Origin of the sequence: Streptomyces sp. NPDC015220 (genome assembly GCF_043079345.1) — a bacterium.
Taxonomy (GTDB): Bacteria; Actinomycetota; Actinomycetes; order Streptomycetales; family Streptomycetaceae; genus Streptomyces.
Window position 1 is genome coordinate 194,309 of sequence record NZ_JBIBUK010000009.1, and the last position, 24,039, is coordinate 218,347.

At 73.1% G+C, this 24,039-nt stretch carries 19 protein-coding genes; 10 read left to right on the forward strand and 9 right to left on the reverse strand.

Annotated elements, in window-relative coordinates; all coding sequences use genetic code 11:
* Window positions 1-112 precede the first annotated feature (112 nt).
* Together brxD and ACF061_RS20265 are read left to right on the forward strand one after the other, a co-directional pair.
* On the forward strand, window positions 113-1,462 hold the full coding sequence (gene brxD, locus ACF061_RS20260; protein WP_392268275.1) for a BREX system ATP-binding protein BrxD: 1,350 nt from the start codon (window positions 113-115) through the stop codon (window positions 1,460-1,462).
* Window positions 1,462-3,669, forward strand: a complete 2,208-nt coding sequence (locus ACF061_RS20265; protein WP_392268276.1) for a DEAD/DEAH box helicase — start codon at window positions 1,462-1,464, stop codon at window positions 3,667-3,669. The genes brxD and ACF061_RS20265 overlap by 1 nt, the downstream gene beginning before the upstream one ends.
* Window positions 3,670-3,814: 145 nt before the next feature.
* Here the strand turns inward: ACF061_RS20265 and ACF061_RS20270 are convergent, their stop codons facing one another.
* Entirely contained in the window at window positions 3,815-4,267 is a 453-nt protein-coding gene (locus ACF061_RS20270) for a hypothetical protein (RefSeq protein WP_392268277.1), read from the reverse strand.
* A 370-nt stretch (window positions 4,268-4,637) separates the two neighbouring features.
* On the opposite strand from ACF061_RS20270, the gene fusA reads away from it, so the two are divergent.
* The 5 genes from fusA to ACF061_RS20295 all read left to right on the forward strand — a co-directional run bounded on the left by fusA (window position 4,638) and on the right by ACF061_RS20295 (window position 12,118).
* A complete protein-coding gene (gene fusA, locus ACF061_RS20275) occupies window positions 4,638-6,734 on the forward strand; it encodes an elongation factor G (protein ID WP_392268278.1) in 2,097 nt (698 codons plus the stop codon).
* 777 nt (window positions 6,735-7,511) lie between these two features.
* Window positions 7,512-8,828 (forward strand): ABC transporter substrate-binding protein, encoded by a 1,317-nt coding sequence (locus ACF061_RS20280; protein ID WP_392268279.1) that lies wholly within the window; start codon window positions 7,512-7,514, stop codon window positions 8,826-8,828.
* A gap of 5 nt (window positions 8,829-8,833) precedes the next feature.
* The gene (locus ACF061_RS20285; protein WP_392268280.1) at window positions 8,834-9,832 is read left to right on the forward strand and encodes a carbohydrate ABC transporter permease; all 999 of its coding nucleotides are present in this window, start codon (window positions 8,834-8,836) and stop codon (window positions 9,830-9,832) included.
* Window positions 9,825-10,730, forward strand: coding sequence for a carbohydrate ABC transporter permease (locus tag ACF061_RS20290; protein ID WP_392268281.1), 906 nt, complete (start codon window positions 9,825-9,827; stop codon window positions 10,728-10,730). The genes ACF061_RS20285 and ACF061_RS20290 overlap by 8 nt, the downstream gene beginning before the upstream one ends.
* Entirely contained in the window at window positions 10,727-12,118 is a 1,392-nt protein-coding gene (locus tag ACF061_RS20295) for a GH1 family beta-glucosidase (RefSeq protein WP_392268282.1), read from the forward strand. Before ACF061_RS20290 ends, ACF061_RS20295 begins: the two co-directional genes overlap by 4 nt.
* Window positions 12,119-12,218: 100 nt before the next feature.
* On the opposite strand, the gene ACF061_RS20300 is transcribed toward ACF061_RS20295, so the two are convergent.
* From ACF061_RS20300 to ACF061_RS20310, 3 genes are all read right to left on the reverse strand, one after another.
* Window positions 12,219-13,040, reverse strand: coding sequence for an SAM-dependent methyltransferase (locus tag ACF061_RS20300; protein ID WP_392268283.1), 822 nt, complete (start codon window positions 13,038-13,040; stop codon window positions 12,219-12,221).
* 622 nt (window positions 13,041-13,662) lie between these two features.
* Entirely contained in the window at window positions 13,663-16,527 is a 2,865-nt protein-coding gene (locus tag ACF061_RS20305) for a hypothetical protein (protein WP_392268284.1), read from the reverse strand.
* A 298-nt stretch (window positions 16,528-16,825) separates the two neighbouring features.
* Entirely contained in the window at window positions 16,826-17,236 is a 411-nt protein-coding gene (locus ACF061_RS20310; protein ID WP_392268285.1) for a hypothetical protein, read from the reverse strand.
* A gap of 372 nt (window positions 17,237-17,608) precedes the next feature.
* On the opposite strand from ACF061_RS20310, the gene ACF061_RS20315 reads away from it, so the two are divergent.
* Window positions 17,609-17,989, forward strand: coding sequence for a multiprotein-bridging factor 1 family protein (locus ACF061_RS20315; RefSeq protein ID WP_392268286.1), 381 nt, complete (start codon window positions 17,609-17,611; stop codon window positions 17,987-17,989).
* A 109-nt stretch (window positions 17,990-18,098) separates the two neighbouring features.
* On the opposite strand, the gene ACF061_RS20320 is transcribed toward ACF061_RS20315, so the two are convergent.
* Window positions 18,099-19,565: an MFS transporter gene (locus ACF061_RS20320; protein WP_392268287.1), complete on the reverse strand. Its 1,467-nt coding sequence runs from the start codon at window positions 19,563-19,565 to the stop codon at window positions 18,099-18,101.
* A complete protein-coding gene (locus ACF061_RS20325) occupies window positions 19,562-20,152 on the reverse strand; it encodes a TetR/AcrR family transcriptional regulator (RefSeq protein WP_392268288.1) in 591 nt (196 codons plus the stop codon). Before ACF061_RS20325 ends, ACF061_RS20320 begins: the two co-directional genes overlap by 4 nt.
* An 86-nt stretch (window positions 20,153-20,238) precedes the next feature.
* On the opposite strand from ACF061_RS20325, the gene ACF061_RS20330 reads away from it, so the two are divergent.
* Window positions 20,239-20,709: a TIGR03618 family F420-dependent PPOX class oxidoreductase gene (locus tag ACF061_RS20330; RefSeq protein WP_392268289.1), complete on the forward strand. Its 471-nt coding sequence runs from the start codon at window positions 20,239-20,241 to the stop codon at window positions 20,707-20,709.
* Window positions 20,710-20,736: 27 nt separating this feature from the next.
* Here ACF061_RS20330 and ACF061_RS20335 read toward each other — a convergent pair whose 3' ends face one another.
* Window positions 20,737-21,615: an NAD(P)-dependent oxidoreductase gene (locus ACF061_RS20335; protein WP_392268290.1), complete on the reverse strand. Its 879-nt coding sequence runs from the start codon at window positions 21,613-21,615 to the stop codon at window positions 20,737-20,739.
* A 118-nt stretch (window positions 21,616-21,733) separates the two neighbouring features.
* On the opposite strand from ACF061_RS20335, the gene ACF061_RS20340 reads away from it, so the two are divergent.
* Window positions 21,734-22,363: a TetR/AcrR family transcriptional regulator gene (locus ACF061_RS20340; RefSeq protein WP_392268291.1), complete on the forward strand. Its 630-nt coding sequence runs from the start codon at window positions 21,734-21,736 to the stop codon at window positions 22,361-22,363.
* Window positions 22,364-22,548: 185 nt separating this feature from the next.
* Here ACF061_RS20340 and ACF061_RS20345 read toward each other — a convergent pair whose 3' ends face one another.
* On the reverse strand, window positions 22,549-23,142 hold the full coding sequence (locus tag ACF061_RS20345) for a histidine phosphatase family protein (RefSeq protein ID WP_392268292.1): 594 nt from the start codon (window positions 23,140-23,142) through the stop codon (window positions 22,549-22,551).
* A 6-nt stretch (window positions 23,143-23,148) separates the two neighbouring features.
* Complete coding sequence (gene gnd / locus ACF061_RS20350; RefSeq protein WP_392268293.1) at window positions 23,149-24,033, reverse strand: phosphogluconate dehydrogenase (NAD(+)-dependent, decarboxylating); 885 nt, start codon at window positions 24,031-24,033, stop codon at window positions 23,149-23,151.
* Window positions 24,034-24,039 lie beyond the last annotated feature (6 nt).

Here is a 24,039-nt window from a genome sequence, read left to right on the forward strand (position 1 = left end):
CTCTCCATTGTCCTGACCGTGCCCCGTCGATCCGAGCGGTGCAGTGGTGCAACGGCCACGCTGCACCTCCGGCCGCGCACTCCGTCGCCCAGGAAATGAAACACTGGTCCCCGTGAGCACCACCGGATCCAAGCGCCCCGCACAGGTCAGCGCGGCTCGCCGCCGTACCGTCATCGACGCCCTGCGCCGCGGGGCCGTACCCGAGAGCGGGCTCGACCTGCTCGCCACCGGGCTCGACCGGTTCGAGGCTGCCCTCGACGCGGAACTGGACGCCGTCGCGTCCGGCGGGGCTGTGTTCAAGGCGGTGCGCGGTGAGTACGGCTCCGGCAAGACCTTCTTCACCCGCTGGCTGGGGGAGCGGGCCAAGCGCCGCAACTTCGCCGTGGCCGAGATCCAGATCTCGGAGAACGAGACGCCGCTGCACAAGCTGGAGACCGTCTACCGGCGGCTCACCGAGCGCCTCACCACCTCCAGCTTCCCGCCCAGCGCCCTGCGCCCGGTCGTCGACGCCTGGTTCTACGCCCTGGAGGAGGACGCCCTCGCCGCCGGCGCGACCGAGGACGAACTGCCCGGCGAGGTGGAGAAGCTGCTCGTCGCACGGCTCGCCGAGGTCTCCCGGCACGCCCCGTCGTTCGCCACCGCCCTGCGCGGCTACCGAGCCGCCCTCGCCGACGGCGACGAGGCGACCGCTGCGGCCGTGCTGGCGTGGCTCGGCGGCCAGCCGCACGTCGCCGCCTCCGCGCGCCGGTCCGCCGGGGTGCGCGGCGACCTCGACCACTTCGGGGCACTCGGCTTCCTGCAGGGCCTGCTCACCGTGCTGCGCGACTCCGGGCACACCGGACTCTTCGTCGTCCTCGACGAGGTGGAGACGCTTCAGCGGGTCCGCTCCGACGCCCGCGACAAGGCGCTCAACGCGCTGCGCCAGCTCATCGACGAGGTGCACTCCGGCCGCTTCCCCGGTCTGTACCTCGTCATCACCGGCACACCGGCCTTCTACGACGGTCAGCAGGGCGTCCAGCGACTGGCCCCGCTCGCCCAGCGGCTCGCCACCGACTTCACCACCGACCCGCGTTTCGACAACCCCCGCGCCGTCCAGATCCGCCTGCCCGGCTTCACCCAGGACTCCCTGGTCGGCCTCGGCATCACCATCCGGGACCTGTACGCGGACGCGGCCACGTCACCCGAGCGCGTACGGACGGTCGTCGACGACGTCTACGTCGGGGACCTCGCGCGGGCCGTCGGCGGAGCCCTGGGTGGGAAAGTCGGCGTGGCGCCCCGGCTGTTCCTCAAGAAGCTCGTCGGGGACGTCCTCGACCGGGTGGACCAGTTCGACGACTTCGACCCCCGTCGGCACTACAAGCTGACCGTCGCGAGCAGCGAGCTCACCGACGTGGAGCGGAACCTGGCCGCCGCGGTCACCGGCGGCTCCGGTTCCGCCGACGACATCGACCTGGAGCTGTGATGGCGGACGCCGAGAACCCGGCCGGGGCAGGATCGGCCGGGGGTGAGGCCGACGTACTCGACCGGCTCGACCCGGTCGTCCTGCACCACATCGTCAACACCCTCGGCTGGCCCGACCTGCGCCCCCTCCAGCGGGCGGCGATCACCCCGCTCATGGACGGCGAGGACGCCGTCCTCCTGGCGCCGACGGCGGGCGGCAAGACAGAGGCGGCCTGCTTCCCCCTGCTGTCGGCGATGGCCGAACACAGGTGGACCGGCACCTCGGTGCTGTACCTGTGCCCGCTCAAGGCACTCCTCAACAACCTGGTCGGCCGTGTCGACACCTACGCCCAGTGGCTGGGGCGGCGCGCCATGCTCTGGCACGGCGACACCAAGGAGTCGCAGCGCCGGCGCATCCGCACCGACCCACCGGACATCCTGCTCACCACGCCCGAGTCGCTCGAGGCGATGCTCATCGGCGTCAAGACCGACCACGCGAGGCTGCTGGGCGGCGTACGGGCCGTCGTCGTCGACGAGGTCCACGCCTTCGCGGGCGACGATCGCGGCTGGCACCTGCTGACCGTACTGGAACGGCTGGAACGCGTCACCGGACAGCCCATCCAGCGGATCGGGCTGTCGGCGACGGTCGGCAACCCGGGACAGTTGTTGCACTGGCTGCAGGGGGCCGGCGCGGGGAGCCGCACCGGACAGGTCGTGGCTCCCGGGGTCGTACTGCCCGCGTCCGGCGGGACGGACAGCGGTGACAAGGCCACCGCGGAGCAGCCACCCAGGCCGGCCGGAGAGGTGGAACTCGACTACGTGGGCTCCCTGGACAACGCCGCCAAACTCATCGCGGCCCTGCACCGGGGCGAGAAACGGCTAGTGTTCTGCGACTCGCGCCGCCAGGTCGAGGAACTGGGCGCCGCGCTGCGCGCGCGCGAGGTGACCGTCTTCCTGTCCCACGCCTCCCTCTCCGTCGACGAACGCACTCGCTCCGAGCAGGCGTTCGCCGAGGCGCGGGACTGCGTCATCGTCTCCACCTCCACCCTCGAACTCGGCATCGACGTGGGCGACCTGGACCGTGTCATCCAGATCGACTCACCGGGCACCGTCGCCTCCTTCCTGCAACGCATCGGCCGCACCGGCCGGCGCGCGGGCACCGTGCGCAACTGCCTGTTCCTCACCACTCGCAAGGACACGCTTCTGCAGGCGGCCGGGCTGCTCCTGCTGTGGGCGCGCGGCTGGGTGGAGCCGGTCCTCCCGCCGCCCGAGCCGCGCCACCTCGTGGCCCAGCAACTGCTCGCAGTCACCCTGCAACAGCACAAACTGGGCGACCAGTTGTGGGACCAGCAGTGGAACGGCCTCGCCCCCTTCGACCACTCCGCCGCGCCGATCCTGCGCCACCTCACCGACGAGGGCTTCCTGGACACCGACGGCGGCATGCTGTTCGTCGGGCCGGAGGCGGAACGACGCTTCGGCAAGCGGCACTTCATCGAACTCACGGCGTCCTTCACCGCCCCCCCGCAGTTCACCGTCCTGTCCGGCCGCACAGAGATCGGCCGCACCGACCCGAGCGTCCTCACCGAGGAACGGCCAGGGCCCCGGAGACTGCTGCTCGGCGGACGCAGTTGGCAGGTCACCTACATCGACTGGACGCGCAAACGCGTCTTCGTCGAACCCGCCGACGGCGGCGGCATCGCCAAGTGGATGAACGGCGGCATCGCCGGCCTGTCCTACGCCCTCACCCGCGCCATGCGCGAGGTGCTGCTGGGCGAGGACCCGCCTGTGTCCCTCACCCGCCGCGCCGGGGCATGCCTGGCCGAGCAACGCGAGAGCGACGCACCCGACACCGTGCACCCGGCCGGCACCCTCGTCACCCGCACCGGCACCGACGTCCGCTGGTGGACCTGGGCCGGCTACCGCGCCAACGCCACCCTCGCCGCCACCCTGCAATCGGTCACCGACCCCTTGCAGCGCCCCACCGACTGCTGGCTGCGCCTGCGCGAGGACCTCGCTCCCGCCGACTGGCGCGCGGCCCGCGAGAACGTCGGCGAGAACCTGGTCCTGCCGGACATCGACCGGCGCGCCGTACGCGGCCTGAAGTTCTCCGCCGCCCTGCCCGAACGCCTCGCCGTCGCCACCGTCGCGGCCCGCTTGGCCGACTTCGATGGCGCCCGTGCGGTGTTGGCGGAGCACGTGCGTCTCGTTGCCTTCAGCGGTTCCGCCTGAGACCGCGGGAACATGTCTCTCGAGGCGCTGGGAAGCGGGCCTCGCCCGGCCGTAGCCGGCCTGGAACCGCGCTCGTCATACGGGCTTCGTCTACGATCCGGAAGGGAAGGACCCAACCGCTGCAGCGGGCTCGACCCTCGCCCGCTCACCTGCTCGGCGCCTCCACGCGTGCGGTGACGCCAAGGTCACGGCGCATCTCGTCACGCAGGTCGGTCAGCCGGTCCCACAGGCCGTCCATCCGGCGGCTCAGTTCCTGGAGGTCCTCCGCCTGCTCCGACTGATCCGTGTCCAGACGCTTGACCAGTCCGTAGATCCGCCGCAGCGAACCGTTGGCGGCTCCCAGAAGCGGCAGCACAGCATCGGACACGATCATGTGGGACTCCGCGTGCTGGACGACGTAGGCACTCCAGCGTTCCTCCAGATCCGCCCTCTGCGTATCGTCGAGGGTGCCGGTCTGGCGAAAGCCGTGCATGCACCCCGCCAGAGCGTCCCGAGCCGCTCGCGCCGTGGCGTTCAACCGCGTGTACGCGGCCCGCCGGTCCTCCAGTAACCGGCTGTCCCACTCACGGATCCGGTCTTCTTCGCGATGCCGCTCCACCCGCTCGTGGTTACGAGCCCGTACTCGTCCTAATTCGCTACCCGGCGTCTGGTCGGTTTCCTAGACTCACCAACACCTTGCGCGCCGTCCCGACCGGTGGCGGCGCGCGCACCGTGACCATCGAGGGGAGCCCGGCCGTGCGTGACCGCAACCGCACCGCTGCCGTCGTCCCCCCGTCGCGGTTCGAGGTGATCCTGGTGTCCTCGGGGCTCCGGTGCCCGCTGCGCGGCCGGTACCGGATGTCCGTGTCGAGGACCTGACCCGCCATCAGGAACCGCCCGCTGCTCACCGGCGGGCGTCAGGTCGGGTGTGTGCCCGGCACGGGAGATCGCGCCGCCCTTTTCCGGATCGTCCCGAAAGGCCATGGGCCGTGCGCAACACCAGCAACCCCCTCGCCGTCGTCCGCAACCTCGGCATCCTCGCCCACGTCGACGCCGGCAAGACCACCGTCACCGAGCGGATCCTCTACGCCACCGGCGCCACCCACCGGCGTGGTGAGGTGCACGACGGCACCACCGTCACCGACTTCGACCCGCAGGAGCGGGAGCGCGGCATCACCATCTTCTCGGCCGCCGTGAGCTGTTCGTGGGACGGGCACCGGATCAACCTGATCGACACACCCGGGCACGTCGACTTCGCCGACGAGGTGGAGCGGGCGCTGCGGGTGCTCGACGGGGCGGTCGCCGTGTTCGACGCCGTCGCCGGGGTGGAGCCGCAGAGCGAGTCGGTGTGGCGGCAGGCCGACCGGCACGGCGTGCCGCGGATCGCGTTCGTCAACAAGATGGACCGGGCCGGGGCCGGCCTCGACGCCGCCGTCGCCTCCATCCGGGAGCGGCTGCACCCGGCGCCGCTGGTCGTGCAGTTGCCCGTCGGAGCGGAGGACGGCTTCCGCGGTGTCGTGGACCTGGTGCGCATGCGCGCGTTCCTCTGGGACGGGGACGGGGACGGCGGCGGCGGTGTCGCACCGGTCCCCGTGCCGGACGCCCTCCGCGAGGAGGCCCTGCGCCGTCGGCGGCTGCTCGAGGAGGCGGTGGCCGAGCGCCATCCGGCGGCTCTGGAGGAGTACTGCGAACGGGAGACGCTCACCGCCGCCACCCTCGCCGCCGCGCTGCGCGACCTGACCCGGACCGGAGACGCTGTCGTCGTGCTGTGCGGCTCCGCCTACCGCAACCGGGGGATCGAGCCGTTGCTCGACGCCGTCGTGGCCTACCTGCCCTCGCCGCTCGACGTTCCCGCGGTGCGGGGCACGGGTGGCGGCACGGAACCGGAGCGGCGGCCCGCCGACCCGGAGGCGCCCTTCGCGGCGCTCGCCTTCAAGGTGAACGCCACCGCCACCGGGCGCCTGACCTACCTCCGCGTGTACTCGGGGACGATCGAGAGGGGAGACACCGTGTGGGACCCGACCGCGCGGCGCACCGAGCGCGTCGGACGCATCCTGCGGGTGCAGGCCGACCGCCGGACGCCGCTGGAACGCGCGCTCGCCGGGGACATCGTCGCCGTGGTCGGGCTGAAGTCCGCCCGGGCCGGTTCGACGCTGTGCGACCCCGGCGCCCCGATCGTCCTCGAACCGCCCGGCACGGCCGAGCCGGTGGTGTCGGTCGCCGTCGAGGCTCGCAGGAGCACCGACACCGGCCGGCTGGCCTCGGCGCTGGTCCGGCTCGCCGAGGAGGATCCGTCGCTGGTCGTGCGGACCGACTCCGAGACCGGGCAGACCGTGCTGGCGGGCATGGGCGAACTGCACCTGGAGGTGGCCGTGGAGCAGCTCCGCCGGGCGCACGGGCTCGACGTCAACGTCGGCCGGCCACGGGTGGCGCTGCGCGAGACGGTCGTCCGAGGGGTGTCGGGATTCCTCTTCCGGCATGTCAAACAGGACGGCGGGGCCGGTCAGTTCGCCCAGGTCGTCCTGGACGTCGAACCGGCCGAGGGCGACGGGTTCGCCTTCCGGTCGGTCGTCGTCGGCGGCCGGGTGCCCCAGGAGTACGTCCGCTCGGTCGAGGCGGGCTGCCGTGACGCCCTGGCCGAGGGACCGCTCGGCGGCCATCCGGTGACCGGGCTGCGGGTGACCCTCACCGACGGCGCGACGCACTCGAAGGACTCCTCGGAGATGGCGTTCCGCACGGCGGGCCGGCTCGGTCTCAGGGACGCGCTGCGGGCCTGCGCGATGCGCCTGCTGGAGCCGGTCGCCGAGGTGACGGTGACGGTGCCCGAGGACGCCGTGGGCGGTGTCCTGGGCGACCTCGCGGCCCGGCGCGGCCGGATCTCGGGCCAGGTCGCGCGGGCCGGCACGGCGGTGGTCACGGCCACCGTGCCGCTGGCCGAGCTGTTCGGCTACGCGACCAGGCTGCGCAGCCGCACCCAGGGCCGGGGCACGTTCACGACCCGTCCCGCGGGTTACGCGCCCGCTCCGGCCCAGGACCAGAGCCCGGCCGCGACTCCGGCCCAGAGTCCGGGCCTGGCTCAGGCCTAGAGTCCGGGCTCGGTTCCGGCGTGGAGCCCGGGCTCGGTTCCGGCGTGGAGCCCGGGCTCGGTTCCGGCGTGGAGTCCGGGCTCGGTTCCGGCGTGGAGTCCGGGCTCGGTTCCGGCGTGGAGTCCGGGCCTTGCGTGGGGGCCCGGCTCCGGTTCCGGCGGCGAGCCCGGCTTAGCCCGGCTTGGGCCCCGGCTTCGGAGCCGTACGCCGGTCCGGCAGCCGCACGGGGCCGGGCGCCGTAAGCGTGCGGGGCGGCCGTGCGCCCGCCCCGCACGCCCGCGTCGCGCCCGTGCATTTCGGGAAGTGAACGTAGGGGCCGTCGAGAGCCCTCTCCGGGCGGCCTGGGCCTACTGGGAGTGAACGGGGCGTCAGGAGCGGTGGGGATTGGTGACGGCGGTCGCGGCACGGGCCGTTGACCGGCCGGCGCTCTTCGGACGCCGCGCGGGAGGCCGTACGGGAGTCGGGCGGGAGCCCGGCGGGCTCCTGGCCGGTCGCCGGGCCGGGCTGCCGATACCCAACCGTTGCACTGGGCCTGTCGGACGGTTTGGCCCAGGTCAGACGCTGTGCGGGGGGTGCGCGCGGCCGGCGGTCGGGGACCCGCCGCCGTCCGCTGCCGATTCGCCCTTGCCGTATCCCTTGACGGACCCTCCCCGGAAGGTTTAACTCACGTCCTAAATTAAGCCATGAGGGGCTTCGGAAGTCGAATGGGGACGAGTCGTCGTCGGCGTCCGGAGGTCTCCTCTGGCTCTCGACTCCCGGAAAGGGACACCAGGAGCCATGCGCAGCATCCGAGCCGCGGCCGTAGGCGCCGTCACCATGTCTCTCGCCCTCGCGGCCACGGCCTGCGGCGGCGGTTCGTCGACCGGCGGCGGTTCCGACGACTCGCCGAAGACGCTCACCTACTGGGCCTCCAACCAGGGTGCCAGCATCGAGGTCGACAAGAAGGTACTCCGGCCCGAGCTCGACAAGTTCGAGAAGCGGACCGGCATCAAGGTGAAGCTGGAGGTCGTGCCCTGGTCGGATCTGCTGAACCGGATCCTCACCGCGACCACCTCCGGCCAGGGCCCCGACGTCCTGAACATCGGCAACACCTGGAGCGCCTCCCTCCAGGCCACCGGCGCGCTGCTGCCCTGGGACGCCGAGAACTTCGCCAAGATCGGCGGCAAGGACCGCTTCGTCGACTCGGCCCTCGGCTCGACCGGAGCGCGGGGCAAGGACCCGGCCGCCGTGCCGCTGTACTCGATGGCGTACGCGCTGTACTACAACAAGAAGATCTTCGCCGACGCGGGCATCGCCAAGCCGCCGGCCACCTGGGCGGAGCTGACCGCCGACGGCAAGAAGATCCAGGCGAAGGGCAAGCAGGCCCTCGGCGCGGAGGGCGCCAACGTCTCGGAGAACATCCACCACGTCTTCGTCTTCGCCAAGCAGCACGGCGCGGACTTCTTCACCGCCGACGGCAAGCCCGACTTCACCGCCGACGGCGTGGTAGCGGCGGTCAAGCAGTACGTCGGCCTGATGGCCGAGGACAAGGCCATCCCGCGGGGCAACGCCGAGTACGCGCAGAACCAGTCGGTCAGCGACTTCGCCAAGGGCCGTACCGCGATGCTGCTGTGGCAGTCCGCCTCCGCCAACCTCAAGTCCCAGGGGATGAGCGAGGACGCCTACGGAATCACCCCGGTGCCCGTGCGGTCCGGCGTCCCCGGCGCCGGGAACCAGGTCAACTCCATGGTGGCCGGCATCAACATGGCCGTGTTCGGCAACACCCACAACCTCGACGGCGCCACGCAGTTCGTGAAGTTCATGACCAGTGACGACGAGCAGAAGATCCTGAACAAGGCGTACAGCACCATCCCGCCGGTCAAGTCCGCACAGGCGGACGCGGCCTTCGGCACCCCGGCCAACGCCGTGCTGAAGGACACCCTGGCCGGCAGCGCCGCCGCCCTGCCCCAGGTCGCCACCGAGTCCCAGTTCGAGACGACGGTCGGCACGGCGGTGAAGGAGCTGTTCGCCGACGCGGCGGCCGGCCGTGCGGTGACCACCGAATCGGTGAAGGCCAAGCTCCAGAAGGCCCAGCAGCAGATGCCGGCGAAGTGAGCGGGATGACCACCACCGTCACGACGGAGGCACAAGCGCCTCCCGCGCGCGGGGACTCCTCCGGCGGGGCGGCGCGCGGCCGGCGCCGCCCCGGGCGGATAAGGCGCATCGGCCTGCCGTACCTCCTGCTGCTGCCCGCGCTGCTCCTGGAACTGCTGGTGCATCTGGTGCCGATGGTGATCGGCATCGCGATGAGTTTCAAGGAGCTCACCCAGTTCTACATCCGCGACTGGGGCGCGGCGCCCTGGTCCGGCATCGACAACTACCGGCTCTCGGTGGACATCGACGGTCCGGTCGGCGAGGCGCTGTGGCACTCGTTCTGGGTGACCGTCGTCTTCACCCTGCTGTCGGTGGGCCTGTGCTGGCTGATCGGCACGGCGGCCGCGATCTGCCTCCAGGACTCCTTCCGCGGCCGCGGCCTGCTGCGGGCCCTCTTCCTGGTCCCGTACGCGCTGCCGGTCTACACGGCCGTCATCACCTGGGCGTTCATGTTCCAGCACGACAACGGCCTGGTGAACCACGTCCTGCACGACCAGCTCCACCTCACCGGCGAGCCGTCCTTCTGGCTCATCGGCGACAACAGCTTCTACGCGCTGCTGACCGTCTCGGTGTGGAAGGGCTGGCCGTTCGCCTTCCTCATCGTGACGGCCGGACTCCAGAACATCCCCAAGGAGCTGTACGAGGCGGCCGCGCTGGACGGGGCGGGGATGTGGCAGCAGATCCGCCGCATCACCCTGCCCTCCCTGCGTCCGGTCAACCAGGTGCTGGTCCTGGTGCTGTTCCTGTGGACCTTCAACGACTTCAACACCCCCTACGTCCTGTTCGGCAGGTCCGCCCCCGAAGCCGCCGACCTCATCTCCGTCCACATCTACCAGTCGTCCTTCGTCACCTGGAACTTCGGCACCGGCTCGGCCATGTCGGTCCTGCTGCTGCTCTTCCTGCTCGTGGTGACGGGCGGGTACCTGCTGCTGACCTCCCGGGGAAGGAGGACGGCCGATGTCTAGCACCGCACCCGCGCCCGCGCCCGCGCCCGGCCCCGCGCCCCGGCCGGCCCGCTCGCCGATGGCCCCGCCCCGTTCGTTCCTGTGGTTCCGGCGGATCTTCCTGACCCTGCTGACCGGTTTCGTGCTGGTCCCGGTCTACGTCATGGTCTCCAGCTCGCTGAAGCCGCTGGCCGACGTCTCGGGGAAGTTCCGCTGGCTGCCCTCCGGCCTGACCGTCCGCCCCTACATCGACATCTGGTCCACGGTCCCGCTCGCCCGGTACTTCGTGAACTCCCTGATCGTGGCCGGGGCGGCGACGGCCTGCTCGGTGGTGATCGCGGTGTTCGCCGCCTACGCGGTCAGCCGCCACTCCTTCCGCGGCAGACGTGTCTTCACCGTCACCGTGCTGTCCACGCAGATGTTCCCCGGCATCCTGTTCCTGCTGCCGCTGTTCCTCCTCTACGTCAACATCGGCAACGCCACCGGCATCGCCCTGTTCGGGTCGCGGGGCGGGCTGATCCTGACGTACCTGACCTTCTCCCTGCCGTTCTCGATCTGGATGCTGATCGGGTACTTCGACTCGGTGCCGCGCGATCTGGACGAGGCGGCGCTGGTGGACGGCTGCGGCCCGCTGGGCGCGCTGTTCCGGGTCGTCGTGCCGGCCGCGGTCCCGGGCATCGTCGCCGTGGCGGTCTACGCGTTCATGACCGCCTGGGGCGAGGTCCTGTTCGCCTCGGTCATGACCAACGAGACCACCCGCACCCTCGCCGTGGGCCTCCAGGGCTACTCCACCCTCAACGACGTGTACTGGAACCAGATCATGGCCGCCTCGCTGGTGGTCAGCGTCCCCGTCGTCGCCGGCTTCCTCCTCCTCCAGCGCTACCTCGTCACCGGACTCACCGCCGGAGCCGTGAAATGACCGAACTCCCCGACTCCGAGAGGACTTTCGTGACCATCGACCTCGCCGCGCTCCCACGCGACTTCCTGTGGGGCACGGCAACCTCCGCCTACCAGATCGAGGGAGCCGTCGCCGAGGACGGCCGCTCGCCGTCGATCTGGGACACCTTCTCGCACACCCCGGGAAAGACCGACAGCGGCGACCACGGCGACACCGCCTGCGACCACTACCACCGCTGGCGCGAGGACATCGGCCTGATGCGCCGACTGGGCGTCAACGCCTACCGGTTGTCCATCGCCTGGCCCCGGGTGGTGCCCGGCGGCGACGGCCCGGTCAACGCCAAGGGCCTGGCCTTCTACGACGAGCTGGTCGACGGCCTGCTGGCGGCGGGCATCACGCCGTCCGTCACCCTCTACCACTGGGACCTCCCGCAGACCCTCCAGGACCGGGGCGGCTGGCCCGAGCGGGCGACGGCCGAGCTCTTCGCCTCCTACGCGGCGGTCGTCGCCGACCGCCTGGGCGACCGGGTGGTCCACTGGACCACCCTCAACGAGCCCTCCTGCTCCGCCTGGATCGGCCATCTGGAGGGCAAGATGGCGCCCGGCCTGACCGACCTGACCGCGGCGGTCCGCGCCTCCTACCACCTGCTGCTGGGCCACGGCCTGGCCACCCAGGCGATCCGCGCCGCCGCCCCCGACGCCAAGGTCGGCATCGTCAACAACCTCTCCACCGTCTTCCCCGCCACCGACCGCCCCGAGGACCTCGCGGCCGCCCGCCGCCACGACGGGCACGTCAACCGCTGGTGGCTGGACCCGGTGCACGGCCGCGGCTTCCCCGCCGACATGCGCGAGGTCTACGGGGTCGAACTCCCCGAGCGCGCGGGCGACCTGGAGACCATCGCGGCACCGCTGGACTGGCTGGGCCTGAACTACTACTTCCCGGCCCACGTCGCCGACGACCCCGCCGGCCCCGCCCCGCACGCGCGCTCCGTGCGCCGCCCGGACGTGCCGCGCACCGGCATGGACTGGGAGATCGACGCGAGCGGCATCGAGACCCTGCTGCTGCGCCTCACCGACGAGTACGGCGCCCGGAAGATCCATGTCACCGAGAACGGCTCCGCCTTCTCGGACGTGGTCCGCCCCGACGGCTCGGTGGACGACCCCGAGCGCCAGGACTACCTGGTCGGGCACCTCGCCGCCTGCGCCTCCGCCGCCCGCAAGGGAGCCCCGCTGGCCGGCTACTTCGCCTGGTCGCTGCTGGACAACTTCGAGTGGGCGTACGGCTACGACAAGCGCTTCGGCCTCGTCCACGTCGACTACCGGACCCAGGCCCGCACCATCAAGGGCAGCGGACACCGGTACGCGGAGATCGTGCGCGCGCACCGGGAAGGGAGCCGGAAGGCGGCGTAGCCCTGCCGGCCCCCGGTGGGCGTGGGGCGCCGAGCCCGCACCGCGGGCCGGGGCGGACCGGGTGCGGGCGGAAGGAGGGGCCGGCCGGGGCGGCGGCCGGTCAGCGGTCCTTGCGGGCGACGGCGCCGTAGATGCCGATCGGCGGGGCGTCGCGCCGCGGGGGCTCCTCCGGGCGCCAGTCCGTCACCTTCACCAGGCCGGGTTCGACGAGGGTGAAGTCGCCGAAGAAGTCGAGGACCCGGTCGTGGGACCGCAGGTTCAAGGTGGCGGTGGCGCTGTTGTAGACGGCCGCGGCGTCCTCGCGCCGGTCCTCGTGCACATCGCCGGTGGCGTGCGAGAGGACGAGGTAGGAACCGGCGGGCAGCGCGTCGCGGAGCGTGGCGAGCACGCCCTCCGGGTCGTCCGCGTCGGACAGGAAGTGCACGACGGCCACCAGCAGCAACGCCACCGGCTGGTCGAAGTCGATGACGCGGCGCACCTCGGGGTGGTCGAGGACGGCGCGGGGATCGCGCAGGTCGCCGAGGACGACGGAGGTCCCGGTGCCCTCCAGCAGCGCCATCGAGTGCGTGCTGACGATCGGGTCGTTGTCGACGTAGGCGATGCGGGTGTCGGGGGCGATCGAGCGCGCGATCTGGTGCACGTTCGGCTCGGTGGGCAGCCCCGTCCCCACGTCCAGGATCTGCCGGACGCCGCCCTCGGAGACGACGTGCCGGACGGCGCGGTGCATGAAGTGCCGGTTGGCGAGCACCCCCGCCCGCACCTCCGGGGCCGCCTTCATGAACCGCTCGGCCGCCGCCTGGTCGACCTCGTAGTTGTCCTTCCCGCCGAGGAAGTAGTCGTACATCCGGGCGGGATGGGGCTTGCTCGTGTCAATCTCGAACAGGTGGGCGGCGTCGCTGTCGCCGCTGCTGAGGGAGGTCATCGATACCTGGCTCCGTCGTCAACTCGCGTCCCACCGCCGGTAGTACGGCGGTGAGGGGCTGTCAGGACACCATCTTCGCACCGCCCGCGCGGTCGGTACGGGGCGGGGCGGGTCGCTTCGCACGGTGTGCGCACCCGGGACGGGCTCGATCCGGGCCGGGCGCGTCGCGAAATGGGGCATTCCCTGTCACGCGTCCGACCCCCGCGGGACGACGCGCGGGGCGGGTCGTCGGCCGGTCGGCCCGGAGTCCCGCGAGGGGGAGCCGTGACACAGGGACGGAAGACCTGTGACGGCACCGGGGGCCGCGGGGGTCGGGTGACCGTCCGGTGCGGTGCCGACCACTGCCCACACCGTCTTGCCGGAGCCGCCGCCGCGGTCGGTGACGCCCCAGGCGTCGGCCAGGGCGGCGACGGGTACGGTGCGGCTGTCCCCGTGGTGAGGGGGAGTGGAGGTCGGCCTCCGTACAGCGGGCTTCTGTACCGGCGCCGCCGCCTGCGCGGGGTGAGGTGGGAGGACGTCGTCGACGGGGTACGGCACGGGTCGTCGCGGTGGGGTTCCAGCCCGTCACCTGCTCCTCCGCCCGGCTCCGTTGGTTGCCGTCCGGCTCCGGCGGGTGCCGGGCCTATGACTCGCCCTGGCCGAGTCCGTCGAGGGCGCGCGAGATCCGGTCGGCCCGTGGGTGGTCGCCGAGGCCCCGCAGTACGCCGACGAGTACGTGATAGGCGGCGACGAGGTCCCGGCCGTACGTGGCCGGTGCCCGCTCCGCGAGCTCCTGGTAGAGCTCCACCGCCTCCATGGCGGCGTCGAGGGCCGCGGGAAGCTCCGCCCCCGCCGCGAGGCGCATACTGGCGTTCGCCACGAGAACGGCGGCCAGCGCCGGTGGCGTGACGGCGTCGGCCCGTACGCAGAGCCGGATGAGCTCCGTCGCCTCCGCGCTGTGTGCGAGAGCCGGCTCGAAGTCCTCCAGTGCGGCTTCGGCGATCGAGGTCAGGTGCAGGGCGTTCCCCAGTTCGTGCCGGTACGCGTCCGGGTCGTTCCCGGCGAGGTCGCGGTACCGCTCGACGGCCTGGGTGAGCAGGTCACGGCCCTGCGCGAAGTCGCCTTCGGCGAGGTACTGCTCCGCTCGGTGGACCAGGACGGCAGCGGCCAGGGCGTACGCGCCGACGGAGGACACCGAGATGTGGCGGACCCCGCGCCGGAGAGCGGTCCGCCGCAGCTCGGCCGGGAACGAGGTGTCGTCGAGGTCCTCCTGGACCTCCCGGCTGGACCGCACGGCCTCGGTGTACCGATCCCGCCGTACGGCGGCCAGCTCCGTGTAGGTCTCGGTCGCCTCGGCCGCGGCGGTGGCGGCGCGGCCGGTGTCGGTCCGCAGCACCTCCCGGACCGCCGCGTACTTGTGCAGGCTCTCCGCGAGGCCCGGCCGGTGGGCGGCCGGATCGGCCTCGGCGAGCCGTCGTTGGACGTCCACCGACTCGGCGGTGGCGGTGAGGGCTTCCTCCGGCCGGCCCGTCTGCGCGTACATCATGCCGAGATTGCCCAACGCGGCGCCGAGGGCCGCTTCGGCGGCGTGCGGGACGGGGCCCTCACGCAGCGAGCGGCAGGTTCCGACGGCCTCCTCGGCGACTTCCACGGCCTCCTGATGCCGTCCCAGCGCCCATAACTGGCCTCCCTGATTGGTCAGGAGCCGCACGAGCGTCGGCCCGTGAGCGGCCGGATCGATCCCGGCCCACACGCGGTGGGCCCGCACCGCCGCCGTGGTGTTCGTCAGCGCGTCCTCGTACCGGCCCAGCGCGGCCTGGGAGTTGCCGAGGCCGCCGAGGGCGGTCAGCAGTCCGCCGGCCTGGTCGACCGAGAAGTCGGCCTGGTCGAGCCCGCGGTAGATCGCGATGGCTTCCCGGTATTCGACCACCGCCTGGAGATGGAGGTCCGCGGACGCCAGCCTGGCACCGAGCAGGGTCCGCAGCCAGGCGCGGGCCGCGGCGTCGTCGGTGCGGGCCAGCCGGTCCTCGGTCAGACGGCGGGCGAACGCGGCGATGCCGACGTCGAGTTCCAGGCTGGGACCGACGGGGAGATGGGCGTCGATGCCTTCCAGCAGGTCGCTGTCGAGGAAGTCGAGTTCGGCCAGCGCGGTCAGCACGCCGTTGCCGCCCCGCACCGCGAGCCAGGGACGTTCTCGAAGCGCCCGGCACAGCCGCTCCGCGATGTGCGGCCAACGGCGCGCGGTCTCGATCATGACGGTCAGTGCCGGGCGGATCCAGGGGGACGCGGGGTCCTCCGGTGCTTCGGACAGCAGCTTCGCCATCGCCTCGTCCGCCCATGGGTCGGATTCGTGCGTGCGAGCGGGTAAGGGAGTGGACAGGGCGAGGAAGTCCTCGCCGAGGCGGTCCGGATACAGCGGTTCGAGGACCATGCCGGCGGCCGACGGGGGATAGCAGACGGTGTGGCTGGTGAGGACCTGATCGGGGTCGGCGGAGCGCATACCGATCCTGTGCAGGGCTCGCACCCCGACACGGTGGGGCAGTGGGCCGGTGAGCGTCGCGGTGTAGACGGCTCGGGCCATGGTGCCCGGGTCGGTCGGGACCAGGCGGCCGGGACCGTTGTACAGCTCCTGCCAGAAATAACGTTCGCGGGCGAGGAGGTAGGCGGAGACCTCCGTGGGTTCGGTAGGCGCCGTGGTCCCGTCGAGATGCGCGAGGACGGCGGTGAGCGCGGCCATGTGCACACTGAGGACCAGGCGGTACGCCTCGTGCCGCATGAGGGCCGGCGGTGCCGCCACGGCTTCCGGCTCCGGCACGCCGAGCTGCTCGGCGAAGCTGTCGCGGGCCGCCGTGAAGAGGTCGATCCGGCCGACGGGGTGCTGTGCGAGCGGTCCCAGCTCCTGGGCGTCCGCGGGCACTTCCATGCGGTAGGTGATCGGGTACTGGAGTCCCTGCCACCAGTGGCCGGGTGACCGGGCGAGGAGGAGGACCCGGACGGGGCCGCCGCCGGGCACGAGGAGGTCCTTCAGCAGGGAGAGCAGATCGGCGGTGTCCCACCGCTCGGCGTAGTCGACCACCACCAGTGTGCCGCGGGCGCCTGCCGTCGGACCGGCGGACCGCGCGGCCGGCGCGGGCTGGTCCCGGCGGTGATGGGCGATCAGCACCGACCACCCGTCGGCCGACCACAGCCGGGCGACCTGTGCGGCCAGGCGGGACTTGCCCTGCCCACCGGGGCCGTGCACCAACCGCACCGCCACGACGGGCAGGGAGACGTCGTCCCGCCAGCGGCGAAGGCTCTCCAGCTCCGCCTCGCGGCCGGTGAAGCGCACGACCGCGTTGTTCGTACGCAGCAGCAGGCTGGGGTGCGAGCGCGCTCGCTCCGGGGCCAGGACGGGCAGGTCGGCGGACCAACTCGTGAGGCCGTACGGCGCCGGCGCCTCGTAGACGGTCGTGTCCCCGGCGGACATGACGATGCGGCCGTGGTCCGACGCCGATGCCTTCATCGACACGCCGGGACGGTCCTCCCCCGCGGACGGGGGAGCGGGCACCCCGTGAGGGCCGGCTTCGCCGGTGCGGCTGTCCGGCGGCCGTCCGTTCTTGTCGGTCGGCCGGTTCCTGAACCAGCGAAGACGCGGCACCTCGACTCCCTCCAGGGGGCCGCTGCTCCTGCGACGAACCGGAACAGTCGTCAAGCGGCCGGGAACACCTCGATCAGCACCCGCGCCGGGGCGAGGGGCCTCCTGCCGTGTGCGTCCCGCAAGGGCCGTGCGGGAGCGAGGGGTCCGCGGGGGGCGGACGCCGACGCGGTCACCTGACGTTGACGTCCCTGCCCGCCACGTTCATCCGGGCATGTCCGGAGGCGGTCGCGGTGATCACGATCGACCCGTCGTGGGCCCGGGCGTGCTCCCTCAGCACCGGGTCCAGCGTCTCATCGAGCAGTCGTCGCAGTCCGTCCGCCAACGCGGGGTCCTCACCCAGCAGTTCCTGGAGCCGCACCTGCCAACTGCCGGTCAGCGCGGTCACGGTCGCGGTGTCCTCCGCGTCCTGGGCGGTGAGGACCTGGGTGCGGACGTCGGCGAGTTCGTCCCCGACGGCGTCGGCCTGTGCCGGGCGCACCCGCCGCCACAGCGCGACCAGTCCCGCTCGGGCTTGCTCCCAGCCGTCCGTGGCCATCGAACTGACCAGGGCCGACCCCGCCGCCAACACGATCGGATCCATCGTGCGCTCCCCCTCGCTGAGTCAACTCTGATACGACAGTAGGCACTTCGGCCCCAACTCGCTACCTTTTCGGCCCCCTTCGCAGGGGCTTCGTCGGCACGTCGTAGCGCGGCGGAGGCGTGCTCCCAGGTCGGCGAGGGCCGACAGCGAGCGACGTCAGGCGGGGGGCGTCGGTACGCGGTACGGGGGAAGCGGCCCCAGTCGGGCGACAGACACGGTGTGTGTCCCTATGGTGTGCGGAAAGTGAGGGTCACGCGCCACGCGGCGGAGTGCCGCGGTGGCGCTTCCGCGTGGGCGGGTTGAGGTGGGAGGGCACCGTGGACGGGGAACGGCGAGGGCGAGACGGGCATCCTCCGTTGCTTCGGGCAGCAGTTGCGGTTGCTGAGGACGAGCCGGGGGCTGACCCGCGCCGAGCTGGGCGCGATGCTGGGTTACGGCGAGGACATGATCGCCTCGGTGGAGTTGGGGCGGCGCATCCCGAGACCGGAGTTCATCGACCGGGCGGACGCGGCGCTCGGGGCCGGCGGGCTGCTGGTGGTGATGAAGGACGAGGTGGCCAGGGCTCGGTATCCGGCGTTCTTCCGGGACGCTGCAGCGTTGGAGCCGGAAGCGGTTGAGCTGCATGTGCACGCCTCGAGGCGGTGTGAGCCCGGGGCCACCGTGAGCCGGCCGTCCCCTGGCCGGTCGAGCGGAGGCGCGGGGCGACTCGTGAGGTGGGCGCTTCGCCCGAGGAAGCGCCCACCTTCGCCATGAGGACCGGCACCCGTACCTCGCCGCTCCCAGGCGGACTCCAGCGACCAGCGGCGCGCACCGAACGGGCGCGCCTCGACCACCACCTGCCCCATCCGGACGCGGCGGTGGCTCACCCGTCCTGAGCGGGCGGTGTCCTGGCCGGGTCCGCCCGCGCCGCACGGCCGCCCGCCCCCGCGGCCGCCGTAGGGGGACGTCCGGGCAGCGCACCGGCCCCCTCCCGGCCCGGCAGCGCGCGGCCCGCCACCGCGCCCGCCCCGGCGACCCCGGCGAGCACCGCCAGGGGCAGCCCGGCGCTCCCGCCGGCCGTCCGCAGCGCGGTCGCCGCGGCCACGCCCAGGACCGGGCCCACGTTCATCGCGGTCTGCTGCAAGCCGCCCGCGACCCCCGCGGAGGTGACCGCCGCCTCCCGTACGACGACGTGCGTCGCCGCCACCATCACCGTGCCGAACCCCGCGCCGAGCAGCGCGAAGCCGACGCCGAGACCGAGGGCGCCCGAGGCCCGGGCGAGCACCAGGACGCCCAGCGCCAGCGCGGCCATCGCCGCCACCGACGTACGGCGGGCTCCGCAGCGGCGCAGCAGCACCGGGCAGGCGGGCGCCGCGAGCACCATCAGCAGGGCCAGCGGCAGACTGCGCAGGGCGCTTTGGAAGGGGTCGAGGCCGAGGGTGTCCTGAAGGACGTACGTGACGACGAACAGGGTGCCGGACAGGGCCGCCGACGCGGCCACCAGCACGGCCAGCGCCGAGCCGACGGCCGCCGACCCGATGACGTCGGGCGGCAGCAGCGGGTCGCCGGTCCGGCGTTCGTGCCGGACGAAGCCGGTCATGGCGGCCACCGCCACCAGCGCGCCGACGGCCGCGGCCGGTCCGCCGCCGCCGGGTTCCGGCAGCGCGACCAGGGTGTGCACCGCGCAGCCGAGGGCCAGGGCGAGCAGCAGCGCGCCGGGCAGGTCGAGCCGTCCCGCCGGGGGCCGGTCCGGCCCGGTCCGCCCAGGGCCGGGGAGCAGGAGCGCGAGCAGCCCGAACAGCAGCGCCGGTGCGACGTTGAGGAAGAACACCGCCCGCCAGCCCGGCCCGGCCACCAGCGCCCCGCCTGCCACCGGCCCGGCGGCGGCCGCCAACGCGATGGCGCTCGTCCGCACCGCCAGGGGCGGGCCGAGCCGGTCGGGCGGGAACGCGGCGCGCAGCATCCCCAGCGTGGCGGGCTGCGCCAGCGCCCCGAACACCCCCTGGACGACGCGCAGTGCGATCACCCAGCCGATGCCGGGCGCCAGGCCGATGCCCGCCGAGGCCGCGCCGAAGCCCAGCATGCCGACGGCGAACAGCCGCCGGTGCCCGACGGGGCGCCCCCCGCGCCGCAGGCCGTGGGGGAGATCGCCCAGCCGGCCCGCGAACACCAGCAGGCTCGCCACCGCGACGAGATACCCGGTGCTGGTCCACTGGACCTGCGCGTACGACGCCCCCAGCTCCCGTTGCAGCCTGGGCTGGGCGACGGTGAGGACCGTGCCGTCCAGGGCGACGATCACCGCCCCGCCCACACTGCAGGTGAGCGCCACCGCCCGCTCGCGGCGGCTCACGGGGTCTCCTCCGGCCCGAGGTGCGCGTCGAGGACCGTACGCAGCAGCGGCGCGAGGTCGTCGGCGCCCGTGGCGAGCTGGAGGCTTCCCCAGCCCCAGAGCTGGGCGACGCCGTGCAGGCCGGCCCACAGGGAGCCGGCGACCAGGCGGGCGTCGGCGCCGGGGCGGACCCGGGCGACGAGGTCCACCAGGATCCCGAAGAGCGGCAGGCTGGTGTCCCGCAGGCCCAGGTGGCCGCTCTCCAGCAGGTCGTGCCGGAACATCAGCTCGTACATGCCGCGATTGCCCAGCGCGAACTCCAGATGGACCCGGCCCAGCGCGGTGAGCTGGGCGCGCGGGCTCGCCGTGCCGTCGCCGAGCGCGGCCGCGACCCGCTCGGCCAGCTCGGCGAAGCCGCGGCGCGCGATGGCCGACAGCAGCTCCAGATGGGTGGGGAAGTAACGGCGCGGCGCCCCGTGCGAGACACCCGCCCGGCGGGCGATCTCCCGCAGGGTCAGCGCCTGGGCGCCCTCCTCGGCCACCAGCCGCGTCCCCACGTCGACCAGCCGGTCCCGCAGTGCTCCCGGACCCTTCTCCGCATCACTCATAGACAGTGTCTACCAGTTGGGAGTAGACAGTGTCTACCGCTGTCGGCCGGGGAATGCGCGGCGCTGCCCGGCGAGTTGACCCCGGCATGACCCAGGACACAGCGCACGATCCCGCGCAGGCCGCACTCCTCGCCCTGCTCTCCGAAGGGCACGGCGGAGTGCTGGTCACCCTTAAGCGCGACGGCCGGCCCCAGCTCTCGAACGTCAGCCACGCCTACGACCCGGACGAGCGCGTCATCCGGGTGTCGATCACCGACGACCGCGCCAAGACCCGCAACCTGCGCAGGGACCCCCGGGCCTCCTACCACGTCACCGGCCCGGACCGCTGGGCCTACACGGTCGCCGAGGGCACCGCGGAACTCTCCGCGGTGGCGGCCGACCCGTACGACGAGACCGTGGAGGAACTGATCCGCCTGTACCGGGCCGTGCTCGGGGAACACCCCGACTGGGAGGACTTCCGCGCCGCTATGGTCCGCGACCGGCGGCTTGTGCTGCGGCTGCGGGTGGAACGGGCGTACGGCATCCCGGCGAGGACCGGGGGGCCGGGCGAGGACTGACGCGCCCCGGCCGGGCGGTCCCGCGCGTCAGTCCCGGAGGCCGGTGCGCGCCTCCAGCGCGCGCAGGACCGCCACCATGTCCTCGGCGCCGTGCCCGAGCGTCACCGTCTCCTCGAACAGGGCGTGGCAGACGTCGAGCAGCGGCGAGGCGATGCCGGACGCGCGGGCGGCCTCGGCGATCAGCCGGTTGTTCTTGAGCACGTCGAGGGCGGCCGCCTGCACCGCGAAGTCCCCGGCCAGGAGCTTGGGCGCCTTCATCAGCGAGACCGGGCTGGCCATCGGGCCGGCGCCCAGGACCTCCAGGAACAGCCGCGGGTCTAGCCCCTGCCGCCCGGCGAAGTGGAAGGACTCGGTGAGCCCGGTCACCTGCGTGATCAGGAACAGGTTCACCGCCAGCTTCATCAGCAGCGCGCCGGGCGCCGGACCGCACACGAACGTCCGCTCGCACATGGGCGCGAGCAGCGGCCGCACGGCCTCGACGGCCCGTTCCTCCCCGGCCAGCATCGCCACCAGCCTGCCGTCCTCCGCCGGGACGCGGGAGCCGGAGACCGGCGCCTCCACGTAACTCCCGCCCGCGGCCCGGACGGCGGCCTCCAGGTCCCGGGAGTACCCGGGCGAGGTGGTGCCCATGTGGACGACCGTCCGCCCCGCCACCCGGTCCGCGAAGTCCGCCGTGCCCCGGCACAGGACGGCGTCGATCGCGGCGCCGTCGGCGAGCATCAGGATCACCGTGTCCGCACGGGCGAACACCTCGCCCGGCCCGGCCGCCGCCTCGGCGCCGGCGGCGCACAGCGCGGCGGTGCGGGCGGCCGTGCGGTTCCAGACGACGAGGGGGGTGCCGGAGCGGAGCAGCCGGAGCGCCATGGGCCGTCCCATGACTCCGAGACCGATGAAACCGACGTTCACGGGAGACCGTCCTGGGGGCGAGACAGTTCTATGACGGCGGTCATAGTAGCGGGGTTTATGACGTCAGTCATAGGGTGGAGGCCGAGAAGTCCGCCGAACGGCGCCGGGAGGTAACACGATGACGGGAAGCCGACGGGGGCCGCGCGAGCGGATGGTCTTCAGCGCGGCCCAGCTCATCCGGCGCGACGGAGTCGGCGCGACGGGCATGCGGGACGTCGCCGCCCACGCCGAGGCGCCGCGCGGATCGCTCCAGCACTACTTCCCGGGCGGCAAGGAGCAACTGGTCAACGAGGCGGTGGCGTGGGCCGGCCGCTACGCCGGCCGGCGCGTCCCCCGCTTCCTGGCGGGGCTGGCCGAGCCGACGCCGAGCGGTCTGTTCGCCGCGATGGTCCGCCAGTGGACCGACGAGTACGAGACGACCGGCGCCGTGGGCGGCTGCCCGGTCGCCGCGGCGACCGTCGACCACGCGTCCTGCGGCGCGTCCACCCGGGAGGCGGCCGCCGCCGCGTTCGCGAACTGGCGGCAGCCGGTGGCCGAGGCCCTGGCCGAGCTGGGCGTGCCGACCGGGCGGGCGGAGTCGCTGGCCACGCTGATGATCAGCAGCCTGGAAGGGGCGATCATCATGGCCAGGGCCGAAGGCGGCACCGGGCCCCTGACGACCGTGGCCCGTGAACTGGGTCCGCTCCTGGACGCGGCCGTGTCACCGGCCGACGACCACCGCGCCACCGCCGGCCGGGACGGGGTCTGACCGGAACGCGGGGTACTCCGGCGACCGGCGCGCCTCGTCGGACGAGCGCGGGGCCCCGGGCGTTCCCGCCGGGGCCCCGCTCGGCCGAGGGCGCGAGGTCACCGCCGGGCCCCGCTCCTCGTCGCCCGGCGGCCGCCGAGGAGCGGGCCGCCGAGGGGCAAAGCCCGCTACGGCCCGGTGTTCCGCTACGGCCTGGTGTTCCACTCCGCGACGACCGGCCGGTCGTGCTCCGTGGACAGCCGGCTGACCGTGCCCGTCGCCAGTTGGAACAGCCGCCCGTCCGCGGGCGTCAGGCCCAGCCTGCGGGCGGTCAGCACCCGCAGGAAGTGGGCGTGCGCGACCAGGACCACGTCCCCGGCGTCCTGGCCGAGCGCGGCGTCGGCCCGGGCGAGCACCCGGTCGGCGCGCCGCCCGACCTCCTCGGGCGACTCGCCGGGGGCGCCGTCCGGCCCCGGCGGCACCCCGTCGGTCCACAGGTCCCAGGTGGGACGGGTGCGGTGGATCTCGGCCGTGGTCACGCCCTCGTAGCCGCCGTAGTCCCACTCGTGCAGATCGGGGTCCGGCACGGCCCCGGTCAGGCCCGCGAGTTCGGCGGTGCGCACGGCGCGGCCGAGCGGGCTGGTGAGCACCAGTGCGAAGGTCCGGCCGGACAGGAGCGGAGCGAGCGACTTGGCCTGTTCCTCACCGTGCTGGGTGAGGGGCAGGTCGGTGTGGCTGGTGTGCTGGCCCGACACGCTCCACTCCGTCTCACCGTGGCGGACCAGGAGAAGGTCCCCCACGGCGGATCAGCCCTTCTTCGCCGACTCGACGGCGTGGCCGCCGAACTGGTTGCGCAGCGCGGCGATCATCTTCATCTGCGGCGAGTCCTCCTGGCGGGAGGCGAACCGCGCGAACAGCGAGGCGGTGATCGTCGGCAGCGGCACGGCGTTGTCGATGGCCGCCTCGACGGTCCACCGGCCCTCGCCGGAGTCCTCCGCGTAGCCGCGCAGCTTGTCCAGGTGCTCGTCCTCGTCGAGGGCGTCGACCGCGAGGTCGAGCAGCCAGGAGCGGATGACCGTGCCCTCCTGCCAGGAACGGAAGACCTCGCGGACGTTCTCCACGGAGTCGGCCTTCTCCAGCAGCTCCCAGCCCTCGGCGTAGGCCTGCATCATCGCGTACTCGATGCCGTTGTGGACCATCTTCGCGAAGTGGCCGGCGCCCACCTTGCCGGCGTGGACGTACCCGTACGGGCCCTCCGGCTTGAGCGCGTCGAAGATCGGCTTGAGGTGGTCGACGCACTCCTTCTCGCCGCCCACCATGAGCGCGTAGCCGTTCTTCAGACCCCACACGCCGCCCGAGACGCCCGCGTCGACGAAGCCGATGCCCCGCGCGTGCAGCTGCTTGGCGTGCTTCTCGTCGTCCGTCCAGCGGGAGTTGCCGCCGTCCACGACCACGTCGCCCGGCTTGAGCAGGGTGGCGAGCTGGTCGATGACGTGCTGGGTGGCGCCGCCGGCCGGGACCATCACCCAGACGGTGCGCGGGCCGTCGAGCGCGTCGACGAGGTCGACCAGGCTTTCGACGTCGGAGAGTTCGGGGTTGCGGTCGTATCCGACGACCGTGTGGCCGGCGTTGCGGAGGCGCTCCCGCATGTTGCCGCCCATCTTGCCGAGGCCGATGAGTCCGAGCTGCATGTCAGT